11 protein-coding genes, 1 tRNA gene and 2 rRNA genes (1 of these 14 cut by a window edge) are annotated in these 13258 nt (G+C 47.1%); 8 read left to right on the forward strand and 6 right to left on the reverse strand.

Annotation, left to right across the window (positions count from 1 at the left end; all coding sequences use genetic code 11):
- The 5 genes from ACOCLE_RS26035 to ACOCLE_RS26055 form a co-directional block, all read left to right on the forward strand.
- Positions 1-2240: ribosomal RNA gene (locus ACOCLE_RS26035) — 23S ribosomal RNA — on the forward strand (it extends 651 nt beyond the left edge of the window).
- 120 nt (positions 2241-2360) lie between these two features.
- Positions 2361-2476 (forward strand): 5S ribosomal RNA (gene rrf, locus ACOCLE_RS26040).
- Between the two features lie 587 nt (positions 2477-3063).
- Positions 3064-4032, forward strand: coding sequence for an ABC transporter substrate-binding protein (locus ACOCLE_RS26045; RefSeq protein WP_419534885.1), 969 nt, complete (start codon positions 3064-3066; stop codon positions 4030-4032).
- Positions 4033-4040: 8 nt separating this feature from the next.
- Positions 4041-4772, forward strand: coding sequence for an ABC transporter ATP-binding protein (locus ACOCLE_RS26050; RefSeq protein WP_419534886.1), 732 nt, complete (start codon positions 4041-4043; stop codon positions 4770-4772).
- 21 nt (positions 4773-4793) lie between these two features.
- Positions 4794-5534: an ABC transporter permease gene (locus tag ACOCLE_RS26055; RefSeq protein WP_419534887.1), complete on the forward strand. Its 741-nt coding sequence runs from the start codon at positions 4794-4796 to the stop codon at positions 5532-5534.
- Between the two features lie 13 nt (positions 5535-5547).
- Here ACOCLE_RS26055 and ACOCLE_RS26060 read toward each other — a convergent pair whose 3' ends face one another.
- Positions 5548-6495, reverse strand: coding sequence for a LysR family transcriptional regulator (locus ACOCLE_RS26060; RefSeq protein ID WP_419534888.1), 948 nt, complete (start codon positions 6493-6495; stop codon positions 5548-5550).
- A gap of 149 nt (positions 6496-6644) precedes the next feature.
- Between ACOCLE_RS26060 and ACOCLE_RS26065 the strand changes: the two genes are divergently transcribed.
- The gene (locus ACOCLE_RS26065; RefSeq protein ID WP_419534889.1) at positions 6645-7574 is read left to right on the forward strand and encodes a DMT family transporter; all 930 of its coding nucleotides are present in this window, start codon (positions 6645-6647) and stop codon (positions 7572-7574) included.
- Here the strand turns inward: ACOCLE_RS26065 and ACOCLE_RS26070 are convergent.
- Entirely contained in the window at positions 7560-8363 is an 804-nt protein-coding gene (locus ACOCLE_RS26070; protein WP_419534890.1) for a caspase family protein, read from the reverse strand. The two genes, ACOCLE_RS26065 and ACOCLE_RS26070, sit on opposite strands and share 15 nt — an antisense overlap.
- 391 nt (positions 8364-8754) lie before the next feature.
- Here ACOCLE_RS26070 and ACOCLE_RS26075 point away from each other — a divergent pair.
- Positions 8755-8830 (forward strand) — tRNA-His (locus ACOCLE_RS26075).
- A 33-nt stretch (positions 8831-8863) separates the two neighbouring features.
- Here the strand turns inward: ACOCLE_RS26075 and ACOCLE_RS26080 are convergent.
- Positions 8864-10438 (reverse strand): FGGY-family carbohydrate kinase, encoded by a 1575-nt coding sequence (locus ACOCLE_RS26080; RefSeq protein ID WP_419534891.1) that lies wholly within the window; start codon positions 10436-10438, stop codon positions 8864-8866.
- Positions 10439-10538: 100 nt separating this feature from the next.
- On the opposite strand from ACOCLE_RS26080, the gene ACOCLE_RS26085 reads away from it, so the two are divergent.
- Entirely contained in the window at positions 10539-11246 is a 708-nt protein-coding gene (locus tag ACOCLE_RS26085) for a glycerophosphodiester phosphodiesterase family protein (protein ID WP_419534892.1), read from the forward strand.
- 17 nt (positions 11247-11263) lie between these two features.
- Here the strand turns inward: ACOCLE_RS26085 and ACOCLE_RS26090 are convergent, their stop codons facing one another.
- From ACOCLE_RS26090 to ACOCLE_RS26100, 3 genes are read right to left on the reverse strand one after another with little or no spacing between them, the layout of a single operon-like run.
- Positions 11264-11536, reverse strand: a complete 273-nt coding sequence (locus tag ACOCLE_RS26090; protein WP_419534893.1) for a DUF1971 domain-containing protein — start codon at positions 11534-11536, stop codon at positions 11264-11266.
- A complete protein-coding gene (locus ACOCLE_RS26095) occupies positions 11533-11973 on the reverse strand; it encodes a hypothetical protein (protein WP_419534894.1) in 441 nt (146 codons plus the stop codon). Before ACOCLE_RS26095 ends, ACOCLE_RS26090 begins: the two co-directional genes overlap by 4 nt.
- Before the next feature lie 4 nt (positions 11974-11977).
- Positions 11978-13249 carry a cbb3-type cytochrome c oxidase subunit I gene (locus ACOCLE_RS26100; protein ID WP_419537269.1) on the reverse strand — a complete coding sequence of 424 codons (1272 nt, stop codon included), beginning with the start codon at positions 13247-13249 and terminating at the stop codon, positions 11978-11980.
- Between the last annotated feature and the right edge of the window lie 9 nt (positions 13250-13258).

The following is a 13258-nucleotide window of genomic DNA, read 5'->3' on the forward strand; positions in this document are numbered from 1 at the left end:
GGGAGTAGACCCGAAACCGGGCGATCTATCCATGGGCAGGTTGAAGATTGAGTAACATCAATTGGAGGACCGAACCGACTATCGTTGAAAAGCTAGCGGATGACCTGTGGATAGGAGTGAAAGGCTAATCAAGCCCGGAGATAGCTGGTTCTCCTCGAAAGCTATTTAGGTAGCGCCTCGTGTCTAACCATCGGGGGTAGAGCACTGTTTGGGCTAGGGGGTCATCCCGACTTACCAACCCCATGCAAACTCCGAATACCGATGAGTTCAATCACGGGAGACACACGGCGGGTGCTAACGTCCGTCGTGGAAAGGGAAACAACCCAGACCGTCAGCTAAGGTCCCAAAGTAACAGTTAAGTGGGAAACGATGTGAGAAGGCCCAGACAGCCAGGAGGTTGGCTTAGAAGCAGCCACCCTTTAAAGAAAGCGTAATAGCTCACTGGTCGAGTCGGCTCGCGCGGAAGATTTAACGGGGCTCAAACTGTTCACCGAAGCTACGGGTACTTAACTTTGTTAAGTGCGGTAGAGGAGCGTTCTGTAAGCCGTTGAAGGTGTATCGGGAGGTATGCTGGAGGTATCAGAAGTGCGAATGCTGACATGAGTAACGACAAGGGGAGTGAGAAGCTCCCCCGCCGGAAGACCAAGGGTTCCTGCGCAACGTTAATCGGCGCAGGGTGAGTCGGCCCCTAAGGTGAGGTCGAAAGACGTAATCGATGGGAAACAGGTCAATATTCCTGTACCCCTTTTGACTGCGATGGAGTGACGGAGAAGGCTAGGTCAGCGCAGCGTTGGTTGTCTGCGTTTAAGATCGTAGGCTGGGGATCCAGGCAAATCCGGATCCTCAAGGCCGAGAATTGATGACGAGGCTCTACGGAGCCGAAGTGATTGATGCCATGCTTCCAGGAAAAACTTCTAAGCTTCAGGTCAGAAGGGACCGTACCCCAAACCGACACAGGTGGTCAGGTAGAGAATACCAAGGCGCTTGAGAGAACTCGGGTGAAGGAACTAGGCAAAATGGCACCGTAACTTCGGGAGAAGGTGCGCCGGCTTTGGTGATCGGACTTGCTCCGTAAGCTGAGGCTGGTCGAAGATACCAGGTGGCTGCGACTGTTTATTAAAAACACAGCACTGTGCAAACACGAAAGTGGACGTATACGGTGTGACGCCTGCCCGGTGCCGGAAGGTTAATTGATGGGGTTATCTTCGGAGAAGCTCTTGATCGAAGCCCCGGTAAACGGCGGCCGTAACTATAACGGTCCTAAGGTAGCGAAATTCCTTGTCGGGTAAGTTCCGACCTGCACGAATGGCGTAACGATGGCCACGCTGTCTCCACCCGAGACTCAGTGAAATTGAAATCGCTGTTAAGATGCAGCGTATCCGCGGCTAGACGGAAAGACCCCGTGAACCTTTACTACAGCTTCACAGTGGATCTTGATGTTGCTTGTGTAGGATAGGTGGGAGGCTTTGAAGCGTGAACGCCAGTTTGCGTGGAGCCATCCTTGAAATACCACCCTGGCAATATTGAGGTTCTAACCCAGGTCCTGAAACGGGATCGGGGACATTGTGTGGTGGGTAGTTTGACTGGGGCGGTCTCCTCCCAAAGAGTAACGGAGGAGCACGAAGGTTGGCTAAGTACGGTCGGACATCGTACGGTTAGTGTAATGGCACAAGCCAGCTTGACTGCGAGAGGTACATCTCGAGCAGGTACGAAAGTAGGTCATAGTGATCCGGTGGTTCTGAATGGAAGGGCCATCGCTCAACGGATAAAAGGTACTCCGGGGATAACAGGCTGATACCGCCCAAGAGTTCACATCGACGGCGGTGTTTGGCACCTCGATGTCGGCTCATCACATCCTGGGGCTGAAGCCGGTCCCAAGGGTATGGCTGTTCGCCATTTAAAGTGGTACGCGAGCTGGGTTTAGAACGTCGTGAGACAGTTCGGTCCCTATCTGCCGTGGACGTTGGAAGTTTGAGAAGAGCTGCTCCTAGTACGAGAGGACCGGAGTAGACGGACCACTGGTGTTCGGGTTGTGTCGCCAGACGCATTGCCCGGTAGCTATGTTCGGACGGGATAACCGCTGAAAGCATCTAAGCGGGAAGCCCCCTTCAAGATGAGACTTCCCTGGGTACTAGATACCCCTGAAGAGCCGTTAAAGACTATGACGTTGATAGGTTGGGTGTGTAAGCGCTGTGAGGCGTTGAGCTAACCAATACTAATGACTCGTGCGGCTTGACCATATAACGCCAAAGCGATCTGCAGATATGCAGAGCCATACGCAAGAGTGTTTAGCAAGAAACAGCTTAATTACCGGATTCCAGAGTGAGTGGTTAGCAAACCATTGACTCAAACCAGTTAAGCCTGGCGACCATAGAAGGTTAGAACCACCTGATCCCATCCCGAACTCAGCAGTGAAATGACCGATCGCCGATGGTAGTGTGGGGCATCCCCATGTGAGAGTAGGTCATCGCCAGGCACCAATTAGAGAACCCCGACAGAGCAATTTGTCGGGGTTTTTGCTGTGTGGTAAAAAATTACAGGAAGGGAAATGAGATCACGGCAAACATTTTGAAGATATCCATAGCCAGGTTAACAAATATTACTCAATTGGAATTCTTGATCTCAAAGTTGGCAACAAAATTACAGGAAGGGGGTAGAGGCAGCGCATTTTAGTTATCCTGGATGAGTGCGTGCAGGGTATGTTGTGGATCTAAATGAAGTTTTTTCTTTCAGGAGAAAAACGGATGGGAAATCGGAAATATTTTTATGGGATTCATAAAAAAATTAATAGATCTTGTTTGAATATATTGGTGGATAAATAGCCTGAACTTATCGGTTAAACTATCATAGTTGTCTGTATTCAAACCTTATAATTATTTCTGATTGGGATTAAAGTGCTTAAAGAAAGTTACTTGGAAATCAATTAGCCCTATTTCTTAACCTATTACGCAGTCACTATGAATGATGTTCTTTAGGACGGTAAACTCTGTTAGTTTTATTGCTCTGATTCTGTTTCCGCTGATGCTATTGGCAACGACCAATTTAGTCATTAGATTCTTGCCAATGACAGCGGCTACAGAAGAACCGGTTGTGCGTTTAGGTGTTCTTAATTTAGGGTCAGCTTCTGTCCTCCATCTTGGTCATGATCATGGTATTTTTCAGGGACATGGGATAAGCCTTGAGGTGATCACTTTTGAAACAGCTCAGCAAGTTGCGATTGCTGTAGCCTCCGGTCAGGTGGATATTGGTGTGGCAGGTATAACTGCCGGGCTATACAATCTTGCCGGGCAGAATAAATTGAAGGTCATTGCTGGGAGTATTCGTGAGAGAGAAGGCTGGCCTGCTAACGCATATTTGATTTCCAATAAGCTTTGGCATAGTGGTGTTCGCCATCCCTCAGAGTTGAAAAACGTCAGTTTTGGAGTTACGGATGTTGGCTCGACTCCCCATTACATGATGGCTATGCTTTCTGAGAAATATAATCTGGGCTTATTAAAAGAGAAAAGGCTGGTACCCCTTGGTTCAATTGTTGCTATGAAATCGGCTCTTGCCAGTGGCAGAATCGACAGTGTTGTTCTACCGGAATATATTGCTCATCAATTAGAAGGCTCAGGTCAGGGGCATATCATTGGTTATGTTGGCGATGAAACTCCTTGGCAGATAGCTGGTATATTTGCTTCCAGTAGAATATTGAAAAGCCAAAGAGTAATTGTGAAAAAGTTTCTGGCTGCATCATTGGACTCTGCAAAGCTTTATCGAAAGTATTTTATTGATGAGAATCACGATGGTTCTAGTGATTTTGAAAATGAGAAAGTTAAGAGTGCTATTACAATTGGCAAGTTTATCAAGCCGGCTTTAAATGCAGAAGAAGTGATACGATACCCTGTGTATATTGATGCAAATGGTGAGTTGGATACAGAGAGTATAAGAAAGCAGATAAAATGGTATCAGGATAATAATATGGTTAAAAAAGGGATTAATCTTATGAACGTAGTCGATGATGAATTAATAAAGCCCCTTCAGAAAGGCTAGTCGTTGTTGTGTTGGAATTTCGTGATGTTACCTTCAGCTATTCTGATGCTGATATTATAAAAAAACTGAGCCTGAACTTTGTGAATAATAGAGTAACGGCCATCGTCGGTCCTTCTGGTTGTGGGAAAAGTACGATTTTTAAACTGATCTCAGGATTGATTAAACCATCCTCAGGGGGTATCAAGACTGATTTTTATAGAGATGCTATCAGCTATGTTTTCCAGGATTACCGACTTCTCCCATGGTTCAATGTTTATGAAAATATAGCAGTAGGGTTAGCCAGATCTGGAGGTAGTCGTTCAGATAAAGATGGGCTTATTAATTCTGCCCTTTGTCTAGTCAATATGAGCTCTTGCTCCGCAATGTATCCCTTTCAGCTATCCGGTGGAATGCAGCAAAGAGTAGGCCTGGCAAGGGCGCTGGTTTCAAAGCCTGAGTTGCTGTTGATGGATGAGCCATTTTCTGCTGTCGACGGGCAAACTCGCCAGCTACTGGTTGAAGAGTTCAAACAGTTAAAAGATGAGCTATCGATGACCACTCTGATAGCCACTCATCAATTTCAGGATGTGATTGATCTGGCGGATCAGGTTGTGCTTTTGAGCTCTAGCCCATCAACCTGCCTTAAAGTCATCAATGTTCAGTCATATATAGAACACTCAGGAGAGAGGGCCCTTTGCGATGAGATGTGGAAAACCCTGAAGAGTCATGTTGACTCGACATTTAAGCATGTCACAACGTAGTTGATTCAGAGTTTGATTTTCATGGTTAAAAATGCGCTTTTTTCATTATTAAGTATCATGGCTGGCTGTGTGGTATGGGAACTGGCGATTTATATATCAAGCGGCAACCTCTTACCTGGCCCATGTGCTGTTATAAAAGCGCTTGTTGAGCTTTTGGTTTCTGCAGACTTTTCCCGACATGTTTGCTGTTCACTTATTATTTTCTTTTCTGGCTGGTTTATTGGTATTTTTTGTGGAGTAATCACAGGAATATTTCTGGGCTTTTTTGAGTACGCCTATCGATTGGGGGTGCCATGGATTGCACTACTGTTTCCCATACCCAAAATTGCGCTGTTACCTGTATTTATTATTTTGCTGGGGGTTGGAGAAGGTGCACGTATAGCTACCATTGCTTCTGGTGTATTTTTTCCTGCGGCGTTTTGTATACTCCAAGGGGTACGATCTGTATCGCCCAAACTGATTGAGATGGGAACGGTGTTTGGGCTTACAAGAGTACAACAATTATACAAAATAGTGATACCCAGCACTGTGCCCTCTCTGTTTCTTGCTTGCCGATTGACAACGGCCATTGCATTGATATTACTGGTTTCTGCGGAAATGATTGGTGCCAATTATGGTATTGGTGCCTTTATTCTCGGGGCAGGGGCAATGGCATTGATGGATCAAATGCTGGCAGGTGTCCTGGTTCTATCGTTGTTTGGTTTAATGCTGTTTGGTCTATGGACTGCTCTTGAAAAGAAAGTGCTCTATTGGCAGGAGTAAACGTCAACAGATCTTATGACCTTCTCGGTAGGGCTGCATCATGAGACTCAATAGTCTCAGCTGCTTTAATGATCTGCTGCCTTAACCATAACAGGCTGGGGTCTTTATCTCTCAGTGGATGCCAGGCCAACAGGTGGCGATAAGTCAGTTCACTGCTGGCGATCGGGTAGTAAATAAAGCCAAACTGCTGTTCATAATATCGGGCAATGGCAGAAGGCAAGGCGGTTACCAGCCCAAGCTTTTCCATAAGTACAGGAACAGCGACAAAGCCGGATGTTTTAATGGCAATATGTCGTTCAACTCCGTGCTGCTGACACCACTCATCCATAAGTGCCTGCGAATGCCCCCAATTGGATGGATAGATAAATTTTAAGGATCGCATTGAGTCAACAGTGATTACTCCCTGAGTACTATCTATTGGGTTAGGCGCAATCACCACTAACTGCTCGGTAATAATACTGGCGGTTTTTAATGATTTGGCCAGTCGCCCGAGTGCTTCAAAACCAATCACGAGATCAATCGCTCCAGATTCCAGCTCTCTTGAGTAATCCGTTGCTTTAAGTCCTTCTATCTCAATCTTTATATCAGGGGCCAGCTGAGCTATTTGTTCCATGAGAACTGGCAATAAGACGAGCTCGACATAGTCTCCACCGGCAAGGCGAAATTTGGCTTTGCTCTGGGCAGGTTCGAAAATCGGAGTGCTGTTAATACTCTGTTCCAGCAGGAGCATTGCCTGTCGAACCAGTGGCGAGATCAGTTTGGCTTGCTCGGTTGGAGCCATGCCACCATATACCGGTATGAAAAGATCATCATTAAACTGTCGTCTAAGTCGGGAAAGTGCATGACTTATTGTCGACTGTGAGAGGTGCAGTTTCTGCGCAACCCGGCTGACGCTACCTTCTAGCATCAACAGGTCGAAAACTCGCAATAAATTCAGATCAATACGGTTCAGGTCGCTCATGGTATGGACAAACTTACTGCAGTTATCTCATTTAATGTGAAGTATCGATACGATACATGGCTGGATGATGAGGTTTCATTGTATCAATAGATCTCTGTTGCATAAAATTCGCGCAATTTTGGCTTCAGGCATTTGTGCGAGATATTTACATGTTAAGAAATTATCTCTTTCTCTTCGGTATTGGGGTTATCTGGGGATCCCAGTTCATTTTTCAGCAAATGGCAGTTGCTGATATTTCTCCTGTGTGGGTGGGAGCTGGCCGTTCACTGATTGGTTTTCTGACTCTGGTGATCATCTGCCAGGTGATGAGGATTAAAAGTAACGGTGGTCAGTGGTTTAAGTTCAGCCTGATTGGGTTGCTGGAAGCGACGATACCTTTTATTTTGGTAGCCTGGGGGCAGCAATTCCTTGATACAGCAATTGCTGCCATTTTGATGGGAACCATCCCTTTCTTTACGGTGATTCTGGCTCCTCTGGTTATCAAAGGCGCACGTATCACCTTTGCAGGTATTGGCAGCGTAATATTAGGCTTCTCAGGTCTGGTGATGCTGTTTTACCCGGAGCTGATGTCAGGTAGCAGCACTAACCTGATGGCTGCGGGCGCTATTATCGTTGCTTCCGCCTGCTTTGCCGTTGCCCTTTTATTACTGAAGGGGGTGGAGAATGAGCATCCACTGATCATTGCCAGAAATGTTCTTGGCAGCGCTTCAGTCCAAATCATTCTCTTTGCAATGATTGTGGCTCCGGTAACAGAAATTACACCAACAGCGTCCAGCCTGATGGCAGTGACATACCTGGGCACTCTGTGTGCTGGCCTCGTGTACTTCCTGTATATGATGCTGATTCGTGATGCAGGGCCGGTATTTGCCTCACTGAATAACTATCTGGTACCCATGATTGGTGTTTTACTGGGAGCGACCATCAATGGTGAAGCCCTGTCAGTTCATACCTGGGCAGCCCTTGCCACCATTATGATGGCAGTGGCCTTTAACCAGATATTTACCGGCAAGTCTTCCAAAGTCAGTGAGCCAGGTGAACCAGAAGAAGCCTCTGCTGAGGGGCTTCTACCAGCCAAATAATTTCAGGTCTTTGTCCAGGCGAAAATTGGTTGAAAGCACTGCATGCTGATTCAGGTTATATTTGATCTCGGCATGCAGTTTCTGGTCACGAAGCAGGGCCGGAATATTTCTTACATAGAGGTTATGGTAATACACCTCTTTCAATGTCTTGATCATCCGGTTGCTAAAGTCACCCTGACTGCTCCAGGAGATAGTGTCTGGGCTTGGCAAAAAAGCATCAGCTGCAGTTTCTCTGTCGCGGCTGGCGGATATCACGATCATATAGGCAGGAATATCCCTGTCCCTTCCCATATTAATCTCTTCGACAATATCTGGATGCAGCGTGTTATATACATACCGATAGGGCAGGTCAAACATAGTGCCAGAGTGGCAGGTGTCAACAAATACCAAAAGTCTGGTGCTTTTATGGAAGCGTTTGAAAGCATGGTGAAGTTCATCATCTGAAACGATATCACGACCGCAAACCATAAGTTCATCCATATGATCTAACTCATCACCGCTGGCATCAGCTCTACGGGTTCCATGCCCACTGAAGCTGATCATAATTCGATGAGGTCCGGCTTCATTATGGGTTTGCTCTGCCAGACGTTCAATTTCTGCGAGGACGATGGATTTGCTGAGAGGGCCAAGTCGGTCGGTTCTCACCTTCAGGGATGTGGCTGGAATGCCCTTGCTGACTGCAGCCCAGTTAAAAAAGTTCCACGCATCATTACGGCAACCATTCAGTGTTGATACCTCAGGGATCTGATCATAGTTTTGCCCGGTAAACAGTCCCTTAATCAGGTGCATGTTTTCAAATTCAAAATAGAAGTCGGTATCCAGCGGACACTGGTTGTCATAACAAACCGTCGTATTAACAACAGTGCTTGAATTATAAGAACTGTAGGCTTGTAGCGGGGGTAACAGTGTTATTAGCAGACAGGTGAGCAGGGTGATTGTGCTGAATGCAGATTGATGAATTCGAGCTATACAGGGAGTGAGCATGGTATGCCTCATGCTTAACAGCTTTAGAGGTGATTAGTGATGGGGAAAGGTACTCAGGTTAGCAGACGCGCATTGAAATATAGTGGTAAATCGCAGAAAAAAACATCGGTTCATGCTTGCAAGCTGAACAGCTTTCCTTATAATCAGCCGCGTCTGGTGAGGGATGAAGTTCTTCTTCCTGATTCAGATCTAGATGGTGGGCGTAGCTCAGTTGGCAGAGCTCCGGATTGTGATTCCGGCGGTCGAGGGTTCGAGCCCCTTCGCCCACCCCATCTTCCCTTCCTTTTTTTCAAATCATTAAAATTTCACTCCCACGATTGTTGACACTTCTGCATTTTCATAAATGTGTCGTATTTTGCTTCGTAAAAATCAAACAATTGCTGGTTAGGTTTTATTATGTCGTGGTAGCGACTCATGGCTCTCATGGCACCCTCAATACTGCTGTATATACCCGCGGCCACGGACCCAGTGATGGCTCCGGAAAGCAGCATACTTTCTCTCTCTTCTGGAATGGCTGCTGGCATATTGAGTATATTGATATGTTCAGTCAGCAGTAGTTGGTTTTTTGCCAATCCCCCGGTGGGTATTAAGAGTTCAAAGTCATACCCGGATTTCTTTAACTTCTCTAACTGATAGCGAGCATCCAGAGCCAGGGCCTGAATACTGGCGAGGTATAAGACAGAAAGCGACTGATGACTTTTATCCAGAGAGAGGCCGGTAATCATGCCCCGCTGTGGTTGATCAACTTCAGGTGAGTCAAAGTAAGGGAGCATATGAAGGTTCGCTGTCAGTTTGCTTACATCTTTAGCGTATTCCGATCTATTGTTACCAGCCAGCTCATAGAGAATCTGGTTAAGGTACTCATGAACCCCAATACCCAGGCTGACAGCAATATCATAGATCGAGCTGTAAGCCGGGTGTGATGTGATGATGTGATCAATGAAGGCTCCAGCCGCGGTTTGTCTGGCATATATCAACGAGTAGCCTTCCAGGACTGAAGGGTAGGGGCCATCTGCACCATTGCAGGTTAACGTATCCTTGCTGAAGGTGACGTAGTTGGATGAGGTTCCACCGATAAAACTGACTCTTCTGGTAATACAATCCAGTGGTTGCAGGCTTTTCTGATGATTATCGGCAAGTATGGTGGCGAGGGTTCCTCCGTAAGCATCAATAATGCCTGTGGCAACAGGGGTTCCCTGTTTGAGATTTAGCTGGTCAGCCGCACTTTTGCACAGCCCCCCCCCAACCGCAGCCCCAATCTCAAGTGATTCACCATTAAATCGCTCCTCAATATCAATATTCAGTTTGGCTGCCGCATCTCTGGTAAAGATATGACTGGTTGACGTGGGCGTTCTGGTCACACAACCCGTTAGTTTCCAGGTGACGTAATCATAGAGATCGAGAATGCAGGTTGCGGCTTGCCAGGTTTCCGGGGCACTTTGGAAGAGCCAGAGTAATTTACTTGAGTTACTCTTGGCGCTGATTCTTGAGCCAGCATGAGCAAATAGTCCCGGGTACTCGCTGGCAATAATGGCTGCCTGTTGGCTGGCCCGACTGTCCATCCAGCCAAAAGTATTAGCGCGATGGCTCCCGGGCAGGTGGACAGGTTGCATCTGTTCATCCAGCAGAACCAGAGAGTAGGTTGTATCAATACCTATCCCTTTAATATCCTCTTGATTCAGTGGGTGTTCAGCGGTTAATCGATTTACGCTGGTTACCAGGGCTTCCCAGATATTATCTGAACAGAACTCCATGGTACTCGCCGTTTTCCAGATCAGAAGCGGTTCTTCATCACAGGCAAGGATATGCCCTTCCAATGAAACAAAAGCGCTGCGCAAACTGTGGGTGCCGACATCAATGCTGAGTAAAACTGGCCGCATCTGTGTTAATGTCCTTACAACAGGGTCTCGGATAAGAATAGCCCTGTTCCTGCATTTGGTTAGGTTCTGGTTCATTTGTAAGGTGAGATAATTCATGCGCATGAGCAGAATAATCGGGCATCGTGGTCTGGCGGGAGAGGCTCCGGAAAATACGCTGGTAGGTATTAGATTGGCTGCTGAGCAAGGGATGAAATGGGTAGAGGTGGACGTTACTCTGCTTGTTGATGGTACACCTGTACTTTTTCATGACCGTCGACTGAACCGTACAACCAATAAAAAAGGACGACTGTTTTCGCTCAACTGCTCCGAACTGGAAACCGTCGATGCGGGCAGCTGGTTCTCTGATCAATTTTCAGGTGAGAAGATTCCTCAACTTCGAGAGGCGCTTAAACTGATTAAAGCGCTAGGGCTCGGTCTGAACCTTGAGTTGAAAACCAATGGTTGTTCAGAATCCAGGTTAGTAGACACTGTTTTAAAGATCATTAGTGAGGTTGAATTTCCAAAAGACCGGCTTCTGGTTTCCAGCTTTAATTATCAGGCACTGGTCAGTTTTTCAGATCGTTCCGATATTCAGGTTGGCTGTTTGTTTGAACGGCTACCAGTGAACTGGCGCAAGAAAGCATTGCGTGTCAATGCAGTGTCGATTCATCTGAACGCTAAGCGAATATCAAAGAGACTGGTTTCACAAGTGAAGTCCGAAGGCCATGAGCTTTACTGCTACACGGTTAACTCTCAGGCGGTTGCCAGACAACTTATTGCTCAAGGTGTTGATGGTATTTTCTCGGATTTCCCGTTGCAGGATAACTGAAGGCTTTGAGACAACTTTTACCGATAAAACTCAACAAAGAATTCGGCATAGCCTTCCAGTTTCAAATGATGTCGCATGGCTGGAGCAATCACAGTCTGCTTCCCTTCGGTAAGTGGTGTGTCTTCACCGGTTACATCATCACAAAATACCAGGCCACCTTTGGTAATATGCAAAACGCCCCAAACCCCTTCTGCTGTCGAGTGTTCTTTGAGAAATGCTGCAGGGCAGCACTCTGAAGTGAAGAGTTTGGTTTTTTTATAAGCGGATACGTGCTCAGGTAATGTGTTCACGAGTTACCCTCCTCAAGAGATAGCAGAAACCAGGCAAGCGCTAGTACTGTTAACAGCTTGCACAATTCAATGACGCCATAAATGGCGTGAAAATGACCCACTTGCGGTTTTTGTCCGGCAATAATGTCAAGTGCCTGCTGATTCAGTATGGGAAGCAGCCACGCAGACTGAATGATCTGCATAAAGACGATGAGTGGTAGCCACCGAATCATACCGCTGGATGAATATCTGAGCGACACCAGGACCAGCAGCGCAATAATGAGCCATTGAACGTTGTCAAAAATGGCAAAGACATGACGTCCAACATCAACACCGGCAGACAGGGTCAGACTGGGCGCTGTAAATTTCACCGGGGTAGCCAGAAAAGAGATACCCAGTATCATGCCTGCCCATATCAGCAGTAACAGCATTGCCATCTGTGTAGAATTGCTCTTCATCGAGTTACTCATCCATTGCCATATTGTTAGCATTGAACTTTCTCTGTCCAAGGGCGAGTTTGGCCATAAACCCGGCCAGAGCCAGTGCTCCCATACCAAAAATGATATCTCCCACCATCCTTAACCAGACAAGCGTATGGATAATGGGTTGATGAATAAACTCTGGTGAGCGTGCATACCAGTAACCTTCACTTGCACTGGCGATACCCTGTAAAACCCCAATGGGCAAGAGGGTGGTTAATGCCATTGCCGCCAACCCGCCATTAAGGCTGCAGAATGCCCATTTTAATAGTCGATCATCCCAGCAGGCAGGGTTGGCAAGTCTTTTCATACAGGTTAATAGAAGACCAATGCCGAGCATGCCATAGACACCAAACAGTGCGGTATGGCCGTGAAGTGGTGTGGTGTTCAAGCCCTGGATGTAATAAAGCGAAATGGGGGGGTTGATCAGGAAACCGAATACACCGGCACCGACCAGGTTCCAGAAAGCGGTGGCAACAAAGAAAAGAATGGGCCATTGGTAGGCTTTTACCCACGTAGCGGCTTTTCGGAGCCGGTAGTTTTCATAAGCCTCCAGTCCAATCAGACACAAAGGAACGACTTCCAAAGCTGAGAAGCTGGCACCCCAGGCAATGACAGAGGTAGGCACACCCGCGAAATAGAGGTGATGAAGAGTGCCAATAATACCGCCCACCAGAAATATGGTAGTGGCAAAAACAACAGCGCTGTTGGCTGATTGTGTTCGTATTAACCCAAGCCGGACAAAAAGAATGGCAATAACGGCAGTGGCAAAGACTTCAAAAAAGGCCTCCACCCAGAGGTGAACTACCCACCAGCGCCAATACTCTGCCAGAGCCAGATGGGTGTGTTTTCCCATAAACAGACCGGCTCCATAAAACAGGCCAATGGCAATGGATGAGAGAAAAAATACCCAGAGTACCTGTTTGTCACCGGCGTTGCGATGAAGCGCAGGGATTATTGCCCGGGTAACCAGTGCCAGCCACAGTAGAAGCCCGGTAAACAGCGCTATCTGCCAGAACCGGCCAAGGTCAACGTATTCATACCCTTGATGGCCAAACCAGAAATTCATATCCAGATTGAAGTATTGCTGTACCCCCAGCCACTCTCCGGCCATGGAGCCAGTGACCACGAGAAGCAGTGCACCATACAGCAGATTAACCCCAAACTTTTGAAACCGTGCTTCAGCGCCTGACAGTAAAGGCGCAAAATAGAGCCCGGTACCCAGCCACGTTGTTGCAATCCAGAAAAGTCCCAGCTGGGTGTG

The organism is Endozoicomonas sp. (genome assembly GCF_965196975.1).
GTDB lineage: Bacteria > Pseudomonadota > Gammaproteobacteria > Pseudomonadales > Endozoicomonadaceae > Endozoicomonas.